Genomic DNA, 22,396 nt, shown 5'->3' with positions numbered 1-22,396 from the left:
GTTGCGGACTCATCCGGCGGCCTCTCCGGTGCGGTGGAACGTCCCGTACTCGGTGCCTCGGCGTCCACGGCGGGTGCCGGCGGGGCGCGGCCCCCATCGACTGTCGAACTCTTCGGGGACCGGGCGGGATTCGGGAGCGTGCCCGGCATCGACGAGGGGTTCTCCGCCGGCCAGGGCATTGGCGGTGCTTTCGGCGACAGCTGCCGCAACGTGCGTCCATGCCCGAACGGTGGCATCGGGCAGCCGCGACAGCATGATGCGTTCGCCTCTGGACAGTTCCGGGTCGAAGGGTACGTGCAGCAGGGTGCTGATTTCGGCGCGGGCCAAGGCTTCGTGTACCGCTTCCCGCGCGGCGGGGCTGGTGGCGGTGCCTTCGGCGAGGACCACGATCGCCGAGCGCACCAGGTCCTCGTGGCCGCGGGCGGCGATCCCGTCCAAGGTCCGCAGTACCATGTGTGCGGCGTCGCGCCGGTAGGTCAGCGGCACCACCAGTTGGGTGGCATGGCGCACCGACCAGTCGAAAGCGTGCGCGCGTTCGTTGTTTCCCGTGTCGACGAACACCACTGTGCGGTGTCGGCGCAACACGGCCAACGCGGCGGTGCACTCGTTCTCGCCGATCATGTGCATCCGTTTGCTGGACTGGTCGCTGGCCAGGATCTCGTCACCGGTGGGCTGTGGGAGCAGGAACCGGCCCAGCGCGGAGGCCACCACATCCGCTGAGCACAGTTGCCCGGCGTGCTCGAGCAGGCCCCAGATAGTGGGCAATGTTTTCGGTGCGACAGCGGCCCGTGTGGCCAGTGTGCCCCGGGCTTCATTGTTGTCCCAGGCCACGACACCGTGACCGCGGTGGCGGCCGAAGAGGTTGGACAGCATCAGCGTCGTTGGGGTCGTGCCGCCCCCGCCCTTGGGGTTACACACTACGATCAACGGTGTGCCAGGCAGTGGTTGACGGATCTGCTCGACCGCGACCCGGTGCTCGACCTCGTCACGGGTGGGAGCAAACCGTGCCCCCAATGCGTTGGCTTTGCCGCGCCATCCCCACTGCGCGGGGTCGTCCTCGACACCGGCCGGGCGGCCGAGGACTCGGCGTAGCTGCTCTTCGCGCATCTCCTCACGCTCGGCAGCCGACAATGTGACCGGCTCGCCACGATCGGCGCCGACCCCGTAGGGGTCAGTGGGGCCGCCGCTGTGCGGCACCGGATCATGGTTCCCGTCCCGGCGGGGACGCAGTTTCTGTTCGCGGAGGTTGACCGGCAGCTCCGCGGAGTAGTCCCCGTGATCACCGGCCGTGGCCGGTTCATCGTCGAAGAGCCCGGCTTGCCGGTCGAGTTCGTGGTTATCGCTGCTCGACATGGTGCACCTCCCAGACAGATTTGGTGGCACGCAGGACGACCCCGACCTTGTGCACGACGTCCTCGATCGGCTCACCGGCCGGGCTGAACCAGTTCTGCGTCACTGCATAGACGCGGATCGCCTCGGTCGGTGTTTGTGGCGGGACCGCCTCGGTGCCGGGATCGACTCGCACCGAGGCCGTCGCCCGTTGCTGTGCCCAGCGCCGCCACTGCGCCCCGGGGCTACGCACCGGCGCGGTCCCGGTGATCGAGTCCCGCAATGGCGCCGACAACAGCGGTGAGGCTCTCGCCGCAGCGTTGTTGGGACCGGAATCGACATTCGGGTTCCAGGAAAACCAGACGATCAACGCTGCCCTGGCGGTGGCGTCGGGGTCGGAGCGGTCGATGTGGCCGATATCGACCGGCAGCGCTGTTGCCGCTGAAAGCTCTGGGCGTCCACCCGCATCGGGCACTTTCGCGGTGGGTGACCAACGTTGTGCACTGGCCTTACTCGCGCGGCCCGAGTCGGGGGTTCCTCCGGTCGCGCACCCTGCGAGCAGCAGTCCGGCGACACACGCAGCGCACACCGCCACCCGCGTCCTCCACCACCTCGGCCGAGCCACGGTATGGCCACCGATATTGTGTCTATTCATGTCTGCCTCCCCGCGGCGAACACGTGTGCGCGTGCCGGAATGGTGCGGACATAGGCCAGGGTCTCGGGGTTCTGGCACACCCGGCCGACGGCCAGCGTCGCGCTGGGCCCGCAGTTGTACATCGACAGCCACAGTTCGGTCAGGTCCCCCGTGAGCGCACCGGAGGCGAGCCCGTCGAGGGCGATCCCGACCAGCTCGCAGTCGTAGGCGGCCAGCGACATCACCGCGTCGGGGATGCTTCGGGTGTCGCGGCGGCCGTCGCCGTCGCCGTCGACAGCCTTGGCATCCCATGTGCTGGGGATGAACTGGCCGGGCCCGTCGGCCTGGGAGTCGTCGTTGTGGGCATCGACCCGGAACCCGGACTCGGTCTCCAGTTGCGCGGCAATCAGCGGGGCGGTGACCTCCGAACAGGTGGTGGCGGCACGGTTGATCCAGGGCACGAACGCTTCAGGAATGATCCCTGCTTCCACGGTGGACCCGCGGGTCGGTGTGCTGCTGCAGCCCGAGCGTGGCGGGGCTTGTTGTGGTACGGGTCCGTAGGTTTGGCCGGGTGCCGGTGGGCCGCCGCCCTCCACGGTGATATGGACGTGATCGAAATGGTTGGCGGTCGGCGACCCGCGGTCTTCCATGCGGTTGCCCGCACCGTCGACAGGACGGTACTGCTGCTGCCAGATGATATAGACGACGTGCAACTCCTCGCTGTGGGTCATCACGTATTCGGCGATCGCGTCGCCGAGTGCGCGCCCCTCGTCGGTGTGCCAGTCCGGGATCATGGCGTCGACGGCGCGGCCGCTGGGATGGTCGGGAAAATCGTCGGTGGCTCGCCACATCTCGAACCGTTCGACCTGCGGGAACACCGCAGCCAGCGTGCGCGCGACTCGGATCGCGTCGACCTGCATGTTCGCTTCGCTGCCCTTCGCCGCAGGGAGCGGCGGCATGTCGGTGGTGGTGCCGGCGGCCACCAGCCGTGGATCTTCGGGCTGTGGGCGGCCCTGTGGTCCGGCGTGGGTGGTCAACCACGGGATCGGGTCCACCGCCCGGCCGCCGGACAACCGCCCGCCCGGCACGATCTCGAAATGTAGGTGCGGGCCACTGCTTTGGCCGGCGTTGCCGACTATCGCGATCGGCGTACCTGTCGTGACCTGATCTCCCACCCGGACATGCACACCGTCGGGTTCCATGTGCCCGTACACGGCGGACACTTTCGAGCCGTCGGAGTCGGTGGAGTCGATGACGATCCAGTTTCCGAAGCCGTCGGCCGGCCCGGCGGCGACGACGGTGCCGCTGGTCGCCGACACGATCGGTGTGCCCTCAGGGGCGGCGAAGTCCGCGCCCGCGTGGTGGCCGCCGTCGCGGGGGCCGAACGGTGAAGACACCGGCGCGGTGATCGGCCAGACGGCCGAGCCGTCGGGGTCGGGTGCCGAAGGCATGTCGGGCAGACAGGACGGGTCGCGTTCGCCGCTGTCGGAGGCGCCGATGACGAACATGCCCAGCAGCAACACCGGCACCGCGGCCGCCAACAGGGTCCAGGTGCGGGAGGTTTCGGTCTCGGAGGTCACAGGCCCACCTGCCGGATTCGGTTGGTGAACCAGTCGGTCAGCCAGTCCAGGGCGGTGCGGCCGGCGCTGTCGACGATGTAGTTGTCGTAGCCCTGGTGGGCTCCGGAGGTGAAGAACTGCGCAGCGTCGAGTCCTTCGCCAACCAGTTGCGCGAGGTCGGTGGCGCCTTGGGACGTCGCGGCGTCGAGCAGGACCTCGGCGATGCCGGCCAGGTCCCGGGTCTGTCCGACCGCTGAGGTGGGGGTGTGGAGCAGCGCCGGGTCGGTGGTGCTCGCTGTTCCGGTCAAGGTGTTCACGGCCAGGGAGGCGAACCCGAGCAAGGTCGGGATCAGTTCGGCGAAGGCTGCGCCGATGGCGATCAGATCACCGCCCCCGGTGAGGGTTTCGACGATGTGCCACAGGTTTTGCTGCAAGGTGCCGACTTGGCGGGCCAGCCCGATCACGTCGAGGTTCGATAACAGTGACAGCACCAGTGACGCGATCTGGGCGGTGCCGGTCGGATCGGGGATCATTCTCAGCAGCGGCGCCACCAGCGACAGGTCGATCCCGGCCGCCAACCGCACCAGCGGCTGGCACAGGTCGTTGAGGGTGCGGAAGATGTCGTGGACTGCGCGGACTTTGCCCGCGATATCGGTGCCCGGGTCGGTGACCGCGGTCCCGATCCGGCGGGCCGTGTCCAAGATCGCGGGTACATTCGCGGCGAAGCCGACGGTGTTGGTCGCGACCACGGTGATCTGATCGATCAACGTGGCGGGTTTGAGCAGCGACAGCACGGTCGAGGCTTGCGACAGCACGTCGCTGCCGAGTGTGGTCAGCGCCGAGGTCGACGAGGCGAGTGTGTCCAGGGCTTGGGTCAGTGCCGGAGTCGTCGGGCCGCTGGGCCGGTGGAGTTGGTCGGCGAGCACGGCGGCTGCGTTTGCGGCGGCGCCGAGGTCGAGCTGTTGCACCGTGTCGAGGACTCGCCCGGCGTGCTGATCGGGCGAACCTGGCGCAGCCTCGGACAGCCGCCGTGTCACGGTGGGGTCGGTGCCCGCCCACCGGGCGAGGTCACCGATCTTGGTCAGCACGGTGCCCACCGACGCTGCGGTCGCGGCCAGCCCGTCGCCGCTGAGGTCGCCGGAGCCGACCTGGCGGCTCAAGGCGTCGATATCGACGGGCAATCCTGCCAGCGCCGCCGCACTGAACCCAGCGTCGAGCGAACGGGTCAACTCCACCGACGTCCCCGATCCGGGTGAATCCCCGGAGCTGGAGGCCTGGCCGGAGGACCTGGAGGTGGGCGCGCCGCTGGGCTGTGAGAGCACCTGGCCAAGCCCGGCCAGGATGGGGTGTGTGGCCGCGTCGGTGGCGCAGTAGCGGTCGGTGGGCTCACACAGTTGCGCGGTGACCGCCCCTAGTCGGCAGAATCCGTCCGGGCGGGTCCCGCGGATTCCATTGCCGTCCAGGGCCGGGCCGACCAGCTTCCCGCCGGTGGTGCCCTGTTTCGGGTCCGCGACCAGCCCGACGGCCAGGATCCGTTGGGCGGGGACCGGGTCGTTGTGGCAGCCGATCGCCGAGGCGAGATCCCCGGCGGCGTCGGCGCCTTGGGAGTAGCCGGCGAGGACGAACTTGGTGGCCCGGCACCGCGCCGCGATATCGGCCACCACAGTCCGGGCGGCGGCCACGCCTTGGGCTTGGCTGTCGCCGTACAGCATCCCGTCCATCGCCTTGGCCGCGTACGCCGGGAACACGGCGTGGAAGCTGGGTCCGAACTGCTGCTCGAGCGCAGTGGCTACCGGTGCCAGCAGCCCTTGAGGCTGACGAGGATCCGCGGCCGCGGTGGTCTCCCATGTTCCGGGAACGAAGACACCGGCCACCGCCGGACACTCGCTGCCAGCGCCCGCCGCAGGCGGGCTGCCGCTCGGCCCGGCCAGCGCAGGGCCCGCAGCGCCCACCAAGGACGCGATAACGGGCACGACCACTGCCAGCATCGACAGGCGCCACCGCAACGATCGGCCGCGACGGCGGTGTCGCGGGCCGGTTGGCTCGCGGCGGGCTGAAAGCGTGGCCGGGGTGGTCATCGCTGACCGATCCCGGTGATCAGCACCTTGTCGTCGCGGCGTGTGGTGGTGATGGTCTGCAGGTAGAGCTGAGGTCCTTCGCCGGGCCGATATTCCGATAGGTCGACGGCCCAGGTATCCGGGCCTGCCGGAGAAATCCGGACGCAGTGGGTCGTGCCGGCAGGCACCGAGTCGATCCCCGCCTGGATGACTTCTGCCACCGGCACCGAGGCCTCCGCAGTGGTGAACGTCCGTGCGGCCGCGCCACTGCGCTCGATGTAGTAAGCGTTCTCGAAAGCCAGGATCGCCTCGGGCCCGGATCCCGTGCCGCCTCGCCCCGCACCCGTGACCGTGTCACCCTCGATCCGGGTAGGGCAGCGCGGCGCGGTCGTCGGTGCGACGGACCTCAACGTCGGCGCGGAGGTAGCAGGGACCAGAGTGACCCCAGCGCTATCGGAGTCCCCGTCCTCGGATCCACCGGTGGTCACGGCCAACGAGCCCGCGGCGACCAGACCCGCCACCGCAGCACCCACCAGCACACCGCGGCCGCGGCGCACGGGACGGACACGGATCGGCCCCGGCGCGGCTGGCTCTTTGCTCAGACGCTCCTCGAGCTCGTCGGCCCAATCCCGGTGCCGTGCAGCGCCGCTACGGTCGCGGTGACCAGGCGGGGGCGGCGCCTGGTGGGGCGGGGTCAGATCGTCGAGATCCAGCGCATCCCACCATTGGTCCACGTCGCGGCGGGTATGGCGCTCTGCGGCCATGGTGTTCACCTCATTGCGGTGGCGGGCCGTCAGCACGGCGCAGCCGGCGGAGGTGGGGGCGGCGGTAACAGCTGGGCTGCGGCACCGGCCAGCGCATCGACCACGGGTGCAGCCGCCACCCGCACCGCGTCGATCACCGGCGCGGCCGCCTGAACAACCGGCGCGGCCGCGGCCTCGACTGCCTCGATGGCCGGGGCAGCAGCCTGGACCACCTGATCCACGACCGCGGGCACGGGATCAGGCATCGGAGCTGGTGCCGGGGGAACAGCAGGTCCGGAACCGTCGCATCCGCAATCGGTCTCGGACGATGGCAGTGGTGCAGGTGGGGGTGGGGCGCCGAACTCGTGCAGCGGAGGCGGGGGCGGCACCGGCGTCGGGTCGATACTGGCCCCGACTGCTGCCGCGAGCCCGCCGCCCAGTGCGGCCCCGATCACCCCGCCGGTGACGACACCGGGAATACCCAGCAGTGCACCACCGACCGGGATACCTACCGCCACACCCAAAAACGCCCCGGGCACTGCGCCCACTCCCCCGGCCAGCGACCCGACTCCCGCGCCGACCAGCGCCCCGGCTCCGGCCCCCAGCAGCCCGCCGAGCGCGGCAGTGGGGACTCCGACGATCTCGGCACCCACGAGGGCACCGAACGCGCCACCGGTCACCGTGGACAACGCACGACGATCGGACTCCTGGCGTGGGATGCCGAGCGCGTCGTAACCGATCGCGATTTCTGTTTCGACCCACCGCAGCCACGCCTCGATGTCCTCCTCGAGGTAGGGGTCGATGACATCCGGAATAACGAACTCGGTATCTCCGGCGCGGATCGTGCGCGGTGCCGGCGGACCGGGCGCAGCCGGTGGAGGTGGCGGTGCTTGCGTTTGCGGTGCCGATTCGGGTTCCCACGTCGTTTCGGGAGTGACCCACTGCGACTGTGCCGGTGGTTCGGGCATCAGGTGCTGCTGGTATGGCTCGGGAGCGGCGCGGTCGGGCACCGACAGCGGCGGTGGATCGGGCACCAGCACCGCAATACCCTGCTCCGGCTGTGGTGGCTCAGCCGGCGTGGTGACGCCTGCTTGCGGCTCCGGCGTCACCCCCGCCTGACCAGGCGCGGCGTGCGCTGTGGCTGCCATCGCCACAGCCATCGCGACCGGGACGGCCCCTGTCACGACCGCGCGTTGCAGCCTTCGGCAAATGAAATCGTTCATGTCATGCCCCTCGACGTCGATCCGGATGCCGAACCGCGACATCGCGTGACGGGCAGGAGACGCTCGAGCGCACTGCCGGCGCAAACTGCCATGTGGCAGAGCGCGCGGACCGCGATATCGACTCGGTTCGACGAACTACGCACGAAAAGGATTCACAGAGAACCACAGGACACGTGTCGTAGCGCCACATCCGGATCCGCAAACGGCAGGACACCGGGAAACCCCCAAGAACGGGGCGCAGTTGTAGCCTAAGGCCCGCAACCACGCTTGGCAATCACCCGATTCACTCAATGGCCACGCGTCTCAGCTGGCAAGGGCCACCTCGAGCGACCACCATCCGCCAGTTACACAGAGTCTCCGCCGATTACGCGGAGTCATCAGTAAGGGTCCCTGTGCTAGCTTGTGTTTGCAGTTCGTAGACAAGCACAGGGGTTTCATCTGATGGAGAATACGAGTCGTGCGCGCGCTGCCGCGGCTGCGCGGTGGCAAGGTGGCGACTTCGAGGCCGGGCAGGCCGCCGAGATTGGGAAGGCTGTGTTCGCCACATGGTGTGCGCGCGCGGACCTGGTCACAGCGGCACCGACAAGAAACGACGTCCGCCCCGATTACCTCGTTACCGCCGTGAACCAGGATTGGATGGTGCCGGTCGTCATCACCAGCGTGGCGCGTGACGGCATGACCGTCTCACGACGGGTCCTGGACTTTCCCGGTGCGCTCGTATGGGTGTTCCTCGGAAAACCTGACGGTGGGCTCGAATCGCGCAAGCACACACATCTGGTCGTGCTCGATCCCGAGGTGGCGTGGGACCTTCCGGCGAAGCTGGAACTGGAACGCACCCCGACACAATCGAGTTACCGGTGGCCCTCGCTGACCGAAGCGCTCCGCAACGAACTCGGCGACCACACCGCCCGTGACCCGGGCGAGTTGCGGGTGCTGCTCGAACGGCTCGCCTGGCGCAAGAACCCGCCGTCACCGTCTCCTCGTCCTGACGCAGCCACCGCGGCAACACCGACTCCGGATTCGGTGGTTATCACCGACGAACACGCCTGACGGCGTCTACCCGATCTTGCGGTGTCTGCCCCCTGACTGTGGTGGCCTGTGCAGCATCGACTTTCGGCGTTGCTCGCCCGAGTACCGGGCCGTAGCAGCTTGCGGCGCTGCCGCACGAGACGGATCGGATCCCGAGCCTGAGCCGTGTGCTTTGCGGATCCGCTCCGCGTGGCCCGCCAGTTCACGTACACCGCCGGGGACCGGGACAGGATCGAGGCGCCGCCGCCCGCCCTCGGCGGTCGCTACCTGAGCGCCGCCGTGTAGGGCCGACAGCATCGCGGAGACATCGGGATACTCCGCGGCACCCTCGCTCAGCCGCCACTGTGGATGAGCCTCATAGCCACGATAGGCCTGTACGGTCCAGCGATCCCCGTCCGCGCGAATCACGAATTCGCGTCCCGGGGTCCGCGCGTCCTCGAAACCGATGGTGTAGCGGTCCACGGTATCGGGCGCCGGAGGCATCATGCGTTCGGTCGGGATCGGAGCTGCGACATGCTCGGCGCGTTGCGTCGGAATCCGCTGATAGGGGTCGTGACCGAGTCCGAGAAAGGTTGCTCGCAACGCCGCCTTCTCACCGGAATTCAGGTGCGGATGATCTTGGATCCGCGCCTCCACCTGAATTCGCTGATCGAGAATCGTCAACCGCAGCGCGTCGCGCTCGGGGTTGAACCCTTCGTCCGCGGCGATGCGCGTCAGCTGATACAGCCGCAGCGCATCGTCGACATCGCGGCCGCGCATGCCAGGCCCCGACCGCGGTGGCGCGTCCAAGAGCTCGTCGGCGCGCTGCCGGATCACTGCCGGCATTGGCATTTCGAATACCGGTTCATAGCCTTTCGTCGGTGTTTCGATCGCCTGTCGGACATCGTCGAGGACCGCGACGCGCTCGGTGGCGGTCAGCAGCGGGTTGGGCAGCATCGCGTCGATGCGCCGCAGGATCTCGCTGGCCTGCGCGGCGATCTGTCGTCGCATCGGCCTATCCGCTTCCAGCATGTCGACCATCAACAGGTGGTGCTGATCGAGCGCGATCTGCAAGTCGGCCTGAACGAAACCGGACGACGGGCAGCCCACCGTGCTGCTGACCGCATTGGGACCGCGCGCCTGAAACCGGTCGGCGGCAGCCAGCACGGGGCGCAGTGCCGAAATCTGGTCCGCGAGCCGGGGATCAGCCAGCATCTCCGCGATTTCGGTGCCCAGCCTGCTGTAACGCGAAGGTGCGAGCTGGCGGCGTGCGTCTGCGGCGCCTTGTGCACCCGCAGCGACCGGCTGGAAGACCGGCGCGTCGGTCGCGGCATCCTCGTACTCCTCGACCAGCCTCGCCAGCAGGTCCCGGTCCGTGCCGGCGACACCGGTGATCAGCGTTCCGTCGTAGTCCACCTGATCTTTCAGCGCGGCCGCGACTTCGGCGGGCGCACCCGTTTCGCTGCGCAGGGTCGCTGTGGTGCCGTCGGGCCTTTGCTGCACGACAAAGGCTTTCACCGGCCCGGTCGTCTCGTCGAGCATCTCGCAGTGAGCGCGCAGGAATTCCCGGGCATGGCGGCCGCTGTCGAACTGCTGCACGCGCAGCGCGAGCGGGTGTGTGGCAAGGTCGGCGGCCTGCGGGCCTGGGCTGTTTCCGGTGCTGGACTCCAACACTGCGGTGAAGGCGCCGTGCGGTCGGGCCATGGGAATCAGGTCGATGTAGGTGACCCGGGCGGCCGCGCGATGATGGTCACTGCCGATCAACCGGTCGACGGTGAGTGTCAGGTCACTACGCAGGCTGTTCCGTTTCTCGGCCAACGCAGTGTCGGATGGGACGCGGGCAGCCTCGGCGGTGGCTTGTTCGTAGAGCTGAACCATCGGCGCGAACTCGGCGGCCGCGTCGAACACGACCCCGGATTCCAGCGCTTCGGCGACAACCGGGGCCCGGTCATCCTCCAACGCGCGGGCCACCTGGCCGGCGGAACCAGTCAGCGCGTACAGCTTCTGCTCGAGGTGAGGTTGCGCCACAGTGTCGCTGATCGTGACGGTGACGGAGGAATCACCCTGGACACGAAGGTACCTACGCGTCCACTCGCGTGCCTCGGATGGTTGGTGAAAACGATCTGTTGCGACGGTCTTGTCCTCGGCGACCATCGATATCTCCACCTGGTAGCGCGCGACCGGAGTCTCGGCGGCATTCGGGGTGGTCATGGGGCGGGCTCGCTCTCTGTGTCGCGGCCGCACCTCACCCAGGTCGATTGCGGTGCCGAGATTGCGTGACTCCGCTGACAGCGGGCGGCCGTACCGGATTAGTCGAAACCACACCCCGCGGCGACCGCGAAAGAAAGCAGTGGCGCTACATCCGGGTCCGCAGTTGGCGACCTACCCGGGAAACCCTCCGACAGAACACGAGGGTGCCCCTTCAGGATAAGCAGCTCGTCGCTGTCGCCGCAACAAGTGATCACCGCAGGTCAGAGCCTCGCCAGTTCCTGTCGAGGCCGCGTCGGCACATTCGCAGGCTGGCGAGGATTACCCGCACGCGTCGGCGCATCGCGTCAGTGACCGACTCGTTGCCGCCGGCATGTTCCGAGGATCGGGTCTCGGAGCAAATCGGGCAGCGCTGTTCGGGGCGCGCCTGAAGGGCCGGGGGACGGGTCCAGGCCGCGGCGTATGCGCGTTCGGCGACGTGGTTACTCCAGCCCCACATTGATACTTCCTCATCGTCTTTGGCGTTGGTGGTGTCATCGATGGGGGCTCACCGCGACGTAGTTCGGCGATGGTCATTCATCTGTCGGGATGAGAGGCCGTCCGGTTTGGCATCGAGCACATGGATCTCGACAAGCGCCTGCGGGGCGGGATCACAGGTCAGTACTCGCCACTGCGCGTGGATTCTCGTCCAGGGCGATTGCTCGTCGAACCGCAACCGCCAGCTACTCCGGGCTGAGGCCGCGCCGCTGAGTAACCTGGCGCGGGCCGTCGAGAGTTCACGCAGGTCATGGGGGTGCACGAGGGGGATCTCGTTCATCCAGCGATCCAAGGGTTCCCGGCCCCGTCGTACCCAGTCGTGCACCAAACCTGTGCGTAGGTCCATCACACCGATCGCGTGATCGGCAGGGGTGGGCATCGCATCGATCAATCGCGTCGTGAACCCCGGCGCGGGCACCGGGCGCGTCAGACTGACATCGGTGATCAACGCTGCGGCCCGTCGCTGCGAGCCACTGCCTCGGCTCCGTGCCGTGATGTAGAGAGTTCGCCGGGTCTGTGACGATTCGCCGGTGGTCACGGCGAACCCGGCGTACTGGACCGGCGGACTACCGGAATCGAACAGCCGCAACAGATCAGCACGGTTGTCCAGGCCCTCGAGATGGCGTATGAGATCGGGGAGCGCCCGCTCAGCGGAAACAGAGATGCCCGTGTCGAGCAGGTACTCGGCGACCGGACAGGTCAGCGTGATACCGGTGCCTGGCGCATGCCACACCATCGTGCCCACCGCAGGCCGTTCCGGGGCCGCCTGCGCTCTGGGCCCGGCCCAGACCTGGACCGCGAGCACCGACCCGTCCGGCCCGGTCACCGGCACGGCGGCAATACGGAAATGAGCACCCGACGGTGGGTAGGCGACCTTGACCTGTGGTTCGCCGCTGTCCACGGCCGCGTCAACCACGGCGGGCAAATGCTGGGCGATTGCCCGGCTTCCAGCGATCCGTGTCCGCGTCAGACGCGTATACCGCCGTGGATGCAGCCCTTCGGCGACCACACGACGTTCCTCACCCTTGCTTCCCAGCGCTTCAACCAACACCCAGGGACGCACAGCGCTGGTGTGCGGTGGCCTGATCGGCTGAGCCGATTCGTCCTCACCGCTGTCCTCCGCAGGTTCTGTCATGGCATTCACCGTCCTCTGCGCGCCCATGTGGGCATCCGGAACCAACGGCGGCCGAAAGCGGGGCGGGGCCTGCCGGCGTGCACGACTCCGTCGCCCACCTGACCGCTCAAGTCGGTCCAGGCGGTGCCGTCGGCGAGATCCGGCAGATAGACCGACGCCAGAATCTGCACGCGGTCACCGGCGAACCGCTCGATCGACTCGGCAACGGCCAGAGCGCGAGGGGCCACCCTCATCGAGCCGAGGGCCACCAGCACGATACTGTCGGCGCCGACCACAGCCGCCTCGACCGCCGAACGCTGCACGTCGCTCAATCCGAAATGACGGGCGGCCACCACCTGCTCACCACACAACGCAGCCAGCAGCACCCCGCCCTCAGCCGGATCGAGGCCGCGCACTGCTGTCAACGCCGATTCCAACCCCGGCGGCGGCCCGGTCAACGACCGCTCTCTTGCCGACTCGGACACACAGCGCCCCGCGCGGCGTCACCAGCGCAGACGGCGAGGAGCCCCGAAAGACGAATGACCTGACCACGACCGCTCGTACGGACCATGGGGGTCTCGCCCGCGGTGTACGGCTCAGGGCTGTCCATCGCTCTTTCCTCCGTCTCCGGCGCGTCGATGCAACTCTCGGGACCACCGCGCCAAGGGCTCCGTGCATTTGTTGACAGCGATCGATTCGGTCAGCTCGCCACGGCGGCGGTGTGCCTTGGCGATATCGTCCATCGCGGCAACGATTTGGATCAGCAACAGCAACGATTCGCGCGCGGGATCGCCCTGCGCACTGATCTCGAGGTGTGCCAGCCCGCTGGCGACCGTGCCGCATGTCGACGGAGCATCGATGGGCGAACGACCGGCACGAACGTCGATCTGTGCCGACCGTGCCAGCTCCAGCGCCGCGGCCTGCAATGCCCGCGCCGGTTCGGTGCCTTGTTGTCGAATCGCCCAGAGGGCCAGAACACCTGCCACGCGTCCGGACGCCCACGCCCACGGAGTGCGCTGGGAAACATCGAGCGAGCGCAGATAGTCGTTGAACGTGCCCGCGTCCTCGAACATCCGCCGCCAGACCACCGGATCCCGCAGGACCATGACCTCTCGGTCGAGGAGCCCGGCCTTCCGCAACCCCCGCCACTCCCTCGTAGCCTGTTGCCGCGCCTGCCCGTTCTTGGACCAGTCGTCACGCAGCACCGAAAGCGCCAGATCGGCATCGAGGTCGGTACCGAGGTGAGTTCGCCCAGATCCGGGTGTCGCCTCCAACGCGTAACAACTCACCACGTCGCGATCGTGATGGTAACTCGCCGGCCACATCGTCACCCCAACACCGCGCACCCGGCGAACGAACTCGGCCTCGGCGAGGCTGACGGTCGCCGCAGCACGCACCAAGAGCCGCAACCGGTCCCGCTCCAGAACGACCTCGCCACCACAACTGGAGAATGAGGCGAGCACCGGCCTCGATGGCTTGCGGTTGATCGGCACGGCCGCTGCGCTTCGGTCGGCGGGTCCAGGCGCCGCTGGTGACGGCTGCTGATTCGGATCATTCATGGCGTCTGCCTTTCTGCCCCGGGATCGACTCAGCTGCCCTGTCCGCAGCCCCGGGAGCCGTGAGCGGGCGCTGACACTGACCGGCTACGACTGCCGGGCTGCCGCGCCAGTATCGAAACCTCCGTGTCGGGGAAGTCACGGGCTGCCTCCGAGGTCGTGGGACAACGCCGCGAACCACTCGGCGACCTGTTGTGTTTGCCCTCCGGTCGCGTAGCCGGCGTGGCTGGCGACAAGATTGATGTAGCGGCCCAGTACAGCCGGATCGAGCAGACCGGCGTTGTCGGCGAAGTTCTGTGCAATCGCCGAACCCAGCTGACCGAGCACACGGGGCAGCTGCCCGAGGGGATCGCCGGTAATGGCCGCGACGATCTGGCCCTCCTTCACCGCAGCGGCGTGGATATCCTGCGGTCCCGGGTCCGGCACACGAGGATCCGCGGCAGCAGCGATCCGCTGGGACGCGCTGCGAGCTGGCACATAATTCACCTGACCGCCATGAATCTGGAAGTCCTCGAGGATGATCGTGGAGCGCGCTTGCCCGAGCGTGGTGGTGAGCACTCCGAGCAGCGAGTTGAGCGCGGCGATCGGGTCACGCAAGTCGGCCTGAGCCGCGATCGCGGCGGCCAGGTGCAGCGCGGCCGCATTTCCGGGCGCGTCACAAGCCAAGTCACCGGGCAAGCAGAACTCGCCGACCCGGCCGCTCAACGCCCCGAAATCAATTCCGGTGTCGGCAATCCCACCGCTGGCAGGCACCGGGCCGAACCGAACTTGCGCGACCGCCGCTCCCGAGGTACCCGGTGCTGGACTCGGCGCGATCTGGCCTGCCCGCCCCGGAACAGGCCCGCTACCGGCACGGCGAACCGGGTTGCTGATCAGCGCAACACCCGCGATACGGTCGGCCGCCACCGGGCCATTCCCAGAGCCGACCGCCTCGGCGAAACTACCGACCACCGCGGCACCGCCGCTGAAACCTGCGACCGCGAGATGCGAGTGTGGGCACTGAGCGACCGCCGACGCGGCCATCTGATCCAGATTGACCCTGCCCGCTGCCACGGAATCGGCAAACGGCGCCACTCCGGAACCGGTGAGCGGCGCACCGCCGAAACTGGCCGGATACGGGACATAAGCACGCTCGATCGACACACCGGAAGCGAGCATGGGAACGAAAACATGTGCCAGCATCCCGCTATCGGCAAAGGCGTCAGCATTAGGTGATGATTCCGAAGTACCCTGAACGCCCAAAACCACCAAACCAGGGCAGCCGCCACGAATCGGATCCGGCACCCCCGCGTGAGCGGTAACGGTCGAAACTGGGAACAACCCAGCCACTGCCACTACGCAGACAGCACCCCGCCACCCCAATCGGCGGAAATTTCTGCGCAAACGATAACCCTGCACGATTTGAACTGATCCTCACTGAGCCAGAACTCCGATAAACGGAGCGCAAGAACAAAATGTAAGTTTCTGGCAGAGGCGTCATGCCCCCCGAGAAAATGCTTCAGTTGCTGCGGGAACTCGGCACAATGAGCCCCGCAGCAACCGAAGCAACTAACCGCCCCGGCGTCAGGGCAGGAAGGACACGACAAACGGAATGGCCGCGTAGACGATACCCAGAACCGCCGATACGAAGTTCGCGCCAGCGATAAGGAGGCCAACCGGATCCATAACCTTCACTTCCCTTCCATAGAGGTGCCCGATATCTCGCGCACCGATTCGATGTGGGCAGCGGAGGCATACACGCGGACCGGCTGCTTGACAACGCCCCCACCCTTGGCAACCACGAGAGGAACCCGCGAGCTGTCTCCTGCGGTTCACAGAATTGATCCGCCGCCAAGAAATAGCTTTGCAGTGCGAATGCCCCTCACAGTACTGATGGTTGCCTTAGCTCCGATATCTCCTGCGTAGGACGAATTGGAACTGCATATAGCATTCGTCGTGCAGACACCTGGTGTCAACGAAGCGCAATCCCAAGGTTTCTGGGAAAGAAGAACCAGGCTCCGCAACAAGGGTGGGATTGCGGCGACGTACACATATATACGGTGAGAACCCCGCAGTGTCATCCCCATCGGAATTATGAAGCGATCCGATACATTCCCAATGCCGATGGGTCACTTCGTGTGCTGGGCTATGCCGGCCTCGTCGGCTGCGCCCAAGAGACCGCAGGTGTTCGGGAGTTGCCGTCGGGCCGGTGTGGACGACAAGGAGTCTCGATGAGGAGCGTCAGGAGCCCTCGGACGCCGGCACCTCGATAGCGCAATTTACTGCTGATTACAAGGCGCCTGACGAAAGATCATTCTCAAAATTTATGAGAAACGGATGCGTTGACTAGCGACTAGGGTTGGAGCGCAAAACCGCCCGGTTCTGGAGGGGCCGAAGAGTAAAGGCGGAAGGCAGTCGCACCCGGAGCTGTGGGACCTATGGACCTTTCCGTCGGAGCTAATCAACCTGCTCGAGGAGGAGGGACGCAGTGCCACCAACCAGCCCGGAACGGTCGCTGGCTTCGATGCTGCTTCTGGACCGACCTGCGACATTGGTGCGCGGCCGCACACGGGAAGGACGGACAGGCAGACCAGCCGCGCGGGTCTGTGACGAGTGGGCAATGCGAGTGGACTTGAACGATACCTCCAGCTGCACAGGGGGTTACGCGCTCGCTCTGGAACGTTGTGGTCCCCGACACGCCGCCGAAATGGCGTTACTACGGTGCGGAGACTGTTCACGGTCCGGGCAACGGGGAGGCTGGACAATGCATTCGGACGGCGACAGCAACGCCCGCATGACGCCACTGAACTGGAGGCGGCGTGTCGGAGTGGCGTGCGTACCTGATACATGGTTGACTCACCCTATGAGTGAGAAGCGGCTTGGCGAGGGTGAGAAGCGGTCCGGGGGGCGGGTCCAAATCCGTTACTACGCACCAAACGTCATCGTCGACGACTTGGCGAAACATGCCGCCGTCTTGACGGAGGATACGAAGAAGAGCGTGTCGTTCAGCAGGGTGGTCTCAACGCTTCTGACTGAACTCACCGGGCATTCGAAGAAAGGTGAGCATCCTCTTCCTGTACCGCACCCAGCTGCGTTAGTGGCGGATCCGAAGCCGGAAGAGATAGGAATCTTGAGGTTTCGTGTGTCGACAGAGGTGATAGACAGCATCACCAAAATGGCCCGCGAGGAGGACATTCCGCAGGTCTCAAGGAACTTCGCGCGGAACACGATGATCACTCGACTACTGGCTCGACGGCTAGGGTATGAGATCAATTGGAACCCACATTTCGGTTCGACTTCGGCTCACGTACACCTACGACTGGTTGCGCACCGGGACATTAAGTCCCCCTACGCCGAGGCTTCGTAAACGTCGATGCACGTGAGACCACAAACAAACCAGGGAGGTAGGCCTAGCTACATGGTCTGAGTAAGCGGCCTGGAGCGCCCGATGATCTGAACAACTGAACACAAGGACGGCAATGGGTCCACAGATGAGAAGGGCCCCCCGACCGGCCAAGTCGAGGGGCCCTATGTCTGTGGTCGATGAGTTACCGGCTCATCTACCTGCGCTGTCCTCCTAAGCGATAGGACAACTAATTTTGTCACGTCCCATGATACTGCATGCCCAAAAATGGGTCCAGTAGCCCCGGGGGCCACTGCAGACGTTTCACATCTTTTCGCTGGTCAGAGCGACGACATCTTTCCAGCAAACCCTGGCGATGAGCTCAACGCCACAGTCGACATATCGATTCGGTCACAAACGACCGGTGGCACTGCCGCATCCGCGTCTGCTGCGGGCACACAGGTGTGGGCCGCCCTGGCTTCCCGCGTCGCTGCTCGAGCGTCGATGAGGCTCATCGACCCGGAAACCAATAAGGCGAGCCGGGCGCGAAGGTTGTCGAAACGTCCACCGTCGAGACCGGCAGCTGTGCCGATCTTCGACAAGAGCCGCCGCACCGACAAACTGGTCTTCGACTTCGACACCAAGGCCCACGGCCCCGAGTCCGTCGAGCGTGACGCCGCACGCCTGTGTGCTTGGCTCGACGAATGCGGTGGGCGATGGATCTCAGACCGTAACCCCAGCAATGGTGGCCGGCATGTGATCACGCCCCTGGCCGCCGGGGAAGCGTTCCGACGGGTCAACATCGAGCCCTTACTCCGCCTGCTTGCGGCACGTCTTCCCACGCTCGACCTCGCACCGATGCTCAACGCCGCGACCGGCGGGATAACGCCTCCAGGCTCGGCTACGCGTCAGGGCTCGAACCGTCAGCTCGACGGTTCGATCGAGGACGCCGTGGCCGTGTTCGAGAAGCGATCGGAGCCGCGGCTGGTCGCGCGCATGCGAGCGCTGCTCGGCGACACGCTTCATCACCGGCCACCGCACTCAGGTACAGCCGACGCCGCAGCGCATATCGCTTCCGTGCCCCCGGCGTCCGAGTTCTGGGAGCGTGAAGGGGCCCAGGCACGACTACAGCCCCACTGGCGGCTTTCGTCAGCGATGCCGGCGGCTCCCAGCTCGTTTGCGGTTACCGGCGTCCTCCCGGCCGACCGGCGCTACCAAAGCCCTTCTGAAGCACGGCAGGCAGTACTTACGGCCAGCGCGTTGCGCGGGCTGTGTCTCGGCGACGTCCAGGCACGAATGAAGGGGACCGGAACCAGCGCATGGCCCGGTCTCAACGACTCGTACCAAGCCAAATACGGCAACAGGGCCACCGAGCGACTCGCCCAAGACTGGGCGAACGCGTGTTGCTGGGTCTCACTGCATATACAGGTATTGCGGTCCCCCGGACACAAGACCACTGGAAAGCACACGCCCCCCCGTAGGGCACCCGGTCAAAGAAACCGCGCCCATGCTGTCGATGTATACGATCGGTGGCTCGCATCCGCTACCGAGTGGATTCAGATGACCTGGCCTGGACAGCCATACCGTTGGACTGTGTCGGCTGTCTTGCAAGCACTTGCGTACGCGGCCAAATGCCAGGGCATAATGGGTAACGACGGGACTCCCCTGGTCGATGTCGGAGTCCGAGGGTTGAGTCTATTTGCTGGGCTGATGTCGGTTACCACCGTCGCCGACGTTCTCGCCCACATCCGGGATCTTCCGGGTTCCCCTATCCACCGGATCCGGCGAGCGGCTGGTGTTCTGGCAGATCAGTACAGCCTCATTCCCGCGCGCCGCTATGACGATATGGAGGTTGCGGTAGCAGCAGTACACGTCGAACGGATTCGTGTCGCTCCCATCCACGACGCATGGCGTGTTGTGGGCCTGAGCAAGCGCCTAATCTATGACCTGGTGGCCAACGGGGGCCTTTCCCGACCCGCGGATATTTTTGCCGCAGCACACATCGGCACCCGCGCCGGCTATGACGCGCTGGCCGCGCTCAAACAGGCTGGGCTACTTCGAGGCGGCCGCGGTGAGGTGGCGCTGGGTGACACCACGCTCGACGACATCGCACACCACCACGGCCTGCATTTCGAGCGCGCTGAACGCGTCGCCCACTACAGGATCGAACGAAGAGATTGGCGCCGCTGGCTGGACATCCGATACGGGCTTTTGCCCGATCCGGCTGACCCCCGCGCAAGCTCGGTCCCCGCCGCGCCATGGGATGTCGACGTCGAGCTGAACGAAGTGATCTGGGCAGCTCAGCTCGCCACTGGGCCACCACCACAGCCCTCGACGCCTCTGCCTCCCGACATCGACCTCGACGACAGCCGCGAAGACGACCTCCTCGCGCTGGCTTTGCTCCAGGAGGAACTCGGAGCCGTGGCAATCACGTGACCTCCTCGAGCGCGGAGGCTTGCGGTATGCACGGGTGCGTGAAACTTTCGTGTGTCGCTCGCCGAGTGTGGTGCGGGGCGGTCAGTACACCGGGTAGGACGGCGTTTTGCCCGCCAGGACTTCGCCGAAGGCCTCGGCGACGGTGTCATAGTGCAAGAATGCGTGGAGGCTGAGGGCGTGGATGTCGCGCAGGATGGCCATCAGTGGGTCTCCCTCGCGGCGGGCGCTGGCGCCGGAGGCTTTCTCGATGATGTCGCAGGCATCCCGGCACAGTTTCACCGCCCGTGCCCCGTCGAAGCGGCACCGGACGCGGGTGGAGATATCCCAGGGTTTGCCGGTGGCGACGTGGTGATCGACAGTCTGCGCGGCGCGGCGGCCGCACCATTCGGCCTCGTCGATCAGGGCTTGGGCGTCCGCCAGGTGTCGCGCGGTGATCTCGGCGTCGGCTTGCAGGCCGTGGTGGGAGTAGGTGATGGGCCGGGTATGGATGCGCCGTTTGAACGTGCCCAGGGCTGCTGTTGCCATCCCGACCGCGGGCCCGGCCGAGTGGGCGCAGATTATCGGCACGATGGGCTGCTCGTAGTAGTGGGGCAGGACGCCGGGACCGATGTTCTTGCCTTCCAGGATGTTCTGGAACGAGATCACGTGGCCATCGGGCACGAATGCATCGGTGAGCGACAGTGCGTTGGATCCGGTGCCGATGAGTCCGGTGAGGTCCCAGGCGCCGGCGAGCCGGAATTCCGATCGTGGGATGAGCGCGGCGATCGGCGGGCCGCCGTCCTCGGGGTTCGCGGGGACAAAGATCCAGCCGGCGTGGTGCTGGCCGGAGCAGAACGGCCAGGTTCCGGTCAGGCGATAGCCGCCGGGGACGCTGGTCGCTGTGCCGGTCACGGAGAACACGCCCGCCGAGTAGGGGGTGTCGCTGTCGAGGAACTGGTCGAAGACGTGCTGCCCGAATTGGTGGACCATATAGGGCATGGCGATATAGATCGCGGTGACCCACGCGGTGGAGCCGTCGAGCTCGCCGAGGGCCTTGAGTACCTGCACCTGCTGCGTTACCGAGAGCTGCGCGCCTCCTCGACTGTGCGGCCAGCTGATCCGGGTGATGCCGCGCGCATGCAATTCGGCGATGACATCGTCCGGTGCTCTGCGCAGAGCGACTGATTCCCGGACGGCGCCGGTGATCAGATCGGCCATTTCGGTGACTGAGTGCAGCGGATCCACGCCGGTGACCGTGGCCTGGTCAGTGATCGTGTTCGTCATCGTTTTCCTTGCTTTCTGAAGGCTCGTGCTGCGGGCGTCGGCGGGCGACCGGCCATGCGAGCGCCCGGCCCCCCGGGGCCGGGGCGGAGTCGGTCCAGGTGATTTGCCATTGGGAGGTGAGGGTGGAGGCCAGGTCGGGGAGGCGGTTGACCAGCCGTCCCCGAGCCAGGATTTCGGGGAACGGAATTCGCAGGACTGAGGCGGCGTAGTGCGGTTGTCGTTCCATCTCTTCGTGCCGGGGGATCAGGTCGGCGGCGATGTAGTTCCAGCGCCCGAGGCGATCGGCCCAGTTGAAGTCCGGTAGTGGCATCCGCAGTGTCAGCAACCGGCCGCCGAGGCAGGTGGTGAGGGTGGTGGGTGCAAATACCCCGGGTGGGCGGACCCCGGGAATGATCGGGCGACCGACCACTGTGGAGGCGTAGGTCATGACACGGCCCAGGCCGTCGCGGCCGGCGGCGGTGGCGTCCCATTGGTCGGCGATGATCTGGTTTTGTTCCCGGTCGGCCATCCGCACCAAGGCATCCGTGAGTCCGGGCACGCGGCCCGAGGCGATACCGTGCCACGCTGTGCGGGCACTGTCGTCGATCAGTCCCGCCCGATACATCTCCTCGATCCCCGAAATGCCCGCCAGGCGGTAGGCCTCGTGCTGGGTCACCAGGTCGGTGAAAATATGTTTCTGCATGATCGAGAGACGTTTCTGGTACCACTCGAGGTCCGCGGAGGTAAGATTTGCTGCGCGGCGCAGTGTGAGGCGAATATCGGCAGAAACGCCGAATAGCCCGTGCGGCCGGACTACTCTGCCGACAGCGGCAAGGGCATCGAGTGCGCATCGGATCAGCGGGCGGCTGACAACGGTACCGAGGCCGCCGATATCGGCCCAGCCCCCCGCGAACGGCGCGCCGGCGAGGCCGGCCATGCCAATCCACCAATAGTGCGGGTTCTCCCGGGCAAGGCGAAGGTAGTTCACATACACCTGGTCGAACGTGTAGGCATTGGCGGCGGGCCCGCGGTGCGGGTCCCATGTCGCCAGGTCGATGTCGGCGTTACCTGTGGCGACCACCAGCCAGTAGTGATGCAACAGCGCGGAATACCGGTGCGGCGCCACCCCTGCCGAGGCCGCATCATCGAGGGCATCGCGCAGGGGCGAGAGGGCCAACGGGAGATCGGGATGAATCCCTCCGGCCATCGATCCCTCGGCGCCAGGATTGGGCAGATCGAGGTAGGCGACGTGCCGCCGGTACTGACGGCGTCGCGACCGCTTGCCGAAATGGCGAGTACCTGGTGCCGCCGTGTGTACACGGGAAACAGTGCTGGTGTCCTGCACCACTGGCAGGCATGGGGAGGCTGGATCTGTTCGCGGCTGCTGGGACAGTGATCGGGCCGTCGCATGGCCGAGACGGTCAGAGC

The 22,396-nt window shown here is 66.7% G+C and carries 15 protein-coding genes; 2 read left to right on the top strand and 13 right to left on the bottom strand.

What is annotated here, in order from left to right:
• Nucleotides 1-9 precede the first annotated feature (9 nt).
• The 6 genes from ACFWPH_RS28160 to ACFWPH_RS28135 form a co-directional block, all read right to left on the bottom strand.
• Nucleotides 10-1,353 carry a MinD/ParA family protein gene (locus ACFWPH_RS28160; protein WP_378755176.1) on the bottom strand — a complete coding sequence of 448 codons (1,344 nt, stop codon included), beginning with the start codon at nucleotides 1,351-1,353 and terminating at the stop codon, nucleotides 10-12.
• Nucleotides 1,337-1,804, bottom strand: coding sequence for a hypothetical protein (locus ACFWPH_RS28155; RefSeq protein WP_378755175.1), 468 nt, complete (start codon nucleotides 1,802-1,804; stop codon nucleotides 1,337-1,339). Before ACFWPH_RS28155 ends, ACFWPH_RS28160 begins: the two co-directional genes overlap by 17 nt.
• Nucleotides 1,805-1,980: 176 nt before the next feature.
• Nucleotides 1,981-3,543, bottom strand: a complete 1,563-nt coding sequence (locus ACFWPH_RS28150) for a peptidoglycan DD-metalloendopeptidase family protein (RefSeq protein ID WP_378755174.1) — start codon at nucleotides 3,541-3,543, stop codon at nucleotides 1,981-1,983.
• Nucleotides 3,540-5,396, bottom strand: a complete 1,857-nt coding sequence (locus ACFWPH_RS28145) for a cutinase family protein (RefSeq protein WP_378755173.1) — start codon at nucleotides 5,394-5,396, stop codon at nucleotides 3,540-3,542. The genes ACFWPH_RS28150 and ACFWPH_RS28145 overlap by 4 nt, the downstream gene beginning before the upstream one ends.
• A gap of 200 nt (nucleotides 5,397-5,596) precedes the next feature.
• Entirely contained in the window at nucleotides 5,597-6,343 is a 747-nt protein-coding gene (locus tag ACFWPH_RS28140) for a hypothetical protein (protein WP_378755171.1), read from the bottom strand.
• A gap of 29 nt (nucleotides 6,344-6,372) precedes the next feature.
• Entirely contained in the window at nucleotides 6,373-7,470 is a 1,098-nt protein-coding gene (locus ACFWPH_RS28135) for a hypothetical protein (protein WP_378755170.1), read from the bottom strand.
• Between the two features lie 696 nt (nucleotides 7,471-8,166).
• Here ACFWPH_RS28135 and ACFWPH_RS28130 point away from each other — a divergent pair.
• Complete coding sequence (locus tag ACFWPH_RS28130; protein WP_378755168.1) at nucleotides 8,167-8,595, top strand: hypothetical protein; 429 nt, start codon at nucleotides 8,167-8,169, stop codon at nucleotides 8,593-8,595.
• Between the two features lie 6 nt (nucleotides 8,596-8,601).
• On the opposite strand, the gene ACFWPH_RS28125 is transcribed toward ACFWPH_RS28130, so the two are convergent.
• The 5 genes from ACFWPH_RS28125 to ACFWPH_RS28105 form a co-directional block, all read right to left on the bottom strand.
• On the bottom strand, nucleotides 8,602-10,764 hold the full coding sequence (locus ACFWPH_RS28125) for a hypothetical protein (RefSeq protein ID WP_378755167.1): 2,163 nt from the start codon (nucleotides 10,762-10,764) through the stop codon (nucleotides 8,602-8,604).
• Between the two features lie 544 nt (nucleotides 10,765-11,308).
• Complete coding sequence (locus tag ACFWPH_RS28120; RefSeq protein WP_378755166.1) at nucleotides 11,309-12,433, bottom strand: GAF domain-containing protein; 1,125 nt, start codon at nucleotides 12,431-12,433, stop codon at nucleotides 11,309-11,311.
• Between the two features lie 5 nt (nucleotides 12,434-12,438).
• Nucleotides 12,439-12,870, bottom strand: a complete 432-nt coding sequence (locus ACFWPH_RS28115) for a hypothetical protein (protein ID WP_378755165.1) — start codon at nucleotides 12,868-12,870, stop codon at nucleotides 12,439-12,441.
• Between the two features lie 138 nt (nucleotides 12,871-13,008).
• Nucleotides 13,009-13,875, bottom strand: coding sequence for a hypothetical protein (locus tag ACFWPH_RS28110; RefSeq protein WP_378755164.1), 867 nt, complete (start codon nucleotides 13,873-13,875; stop codon nucleotides 13,009-13,011).
• Between the two features lie 231 nt (nucleotides 13,876-14,106).
• Complete coding sequence (locus ACFWPH_RS28105; protein ID WP_378755163.1) at nucleotides 14,107-15,216, bottom strand: cutinase family protein; 1,110 nt, start codon at nucleotides 15,214-15,216, stop codon at nucleotides 14,107-14,109.
• A 2,659-nt stretch (nucleotides 15,217-17,875) separates the two neighbouring features.
• Between ACFWPH_RS28105 and ACFWPH_RS28100 the strand changes: the two genes are divergently transcribed.
• Entirely contained in the window at nucleotides 17,876-19,726 is a 1,851-nt protein-coding gene (locus ACFWPH_RS28100; RefSeq protein WP_378755162.1) for a hypothetical protein, read from the top strand.
• Nucleotides 19,727-19,807: 81 nt separating this feature from the next.
• On the opposite strand, the gene ACFWPH_RS28095 is transcribed toward ACFWPH_RS28100, so the two are convergent.
• Nucleotides 19,808-20,989 (bottom strand): acyl-CoA dehydrogenase family protein, encoded by a 1,182-nt coding sequence (locus ACFWPH_RS28095; RefSeq protein WP_378755160.1) that lies wholly within the window; start codon nucleotides 20,987-20,989, stop codon nucleotides 19,808-19,810.
• A complete protein-coding gene (locus tag ACFWPH_RS28090; RefSeq protein WP_378755159.1) occupies nucleotides 20,970-22,175 on the bottom strand; it encodes a hypothetical protein in 1,206 nt (401 codons plus the stop codon). The genes ACFWPH_RS28095 and ACFWPH_RS28090 overlap by 20 nt, the downstream gene beginning before the upstream one ends.
• Nucleotides 22,176-22,396 lie beyond the last annotated feature (221 nt).

It is taken from the genome of Nocardia sp. NPDC058499, from assembly GCF_042719915.1.
Taxonomy (GTDB): domain Bacteria; phylum Actinomycetota; class Actinomycetes; order Mycobacteriales; family Mycobacteriaceae; genus Nocardia.
Note: the sequence above shows the minus strand (reverse complement) of the source record. Positions and strands in the feature narration are given on the sequence as shown.

Coding starts and splice junctions, on each gene's coding strand:
- ACFWPH_RS28160 (WP_378755176.1), bottom strand. CDS start 1,353: ATGTCGAGCAGCGATAACCACGAACTCGACCGGCAAGCCGGGCTCTTC.
- ACFWPH_RS28140 (WP_378755171.1), bottom strand. CDS start 6,343: ATGGCCGCAGAGCGCCATACCCGCCGCGACGTGGACCAATGGTGGGAT.
- ACFWPH_RS28135 (WP_378755170.1), bottom strand. CDS start 7,470: ATGGCAGCCACAGCGCACGCCGCGCCTGGTCAGGCGGGGGTGACGCCG.
- ACFWPH_RS28125 (WP_378755167.1), bottom strand. CDS start 10,764: ATGACCACCCCGAATGCCGCCGAGACTCCGGTCGCGCGCTACCAGGTG.
- ACFWPH_RS28120 (WP_378755166.1), bottom strand. CDS start 12,433: ATGACAGAACCTGCGGAGGACAGCGGTGAGGACGAATCGGCTCAGCCG.
- ACFWPH_RS28095 (WP_378755160.1), bottom strand. CDS start 20,989: ATGACGAACACGATCACTGACCAGGCCACGGTCACCGGCGTGGATCCG.
- ACFWPH_RS28090 (WP_378755159.1), bottom strand. CDS start 22,175: ATGGCCGGAGGGATTCATCCCGATCTCCCGTTGGCCCTCTCGCCCCTG.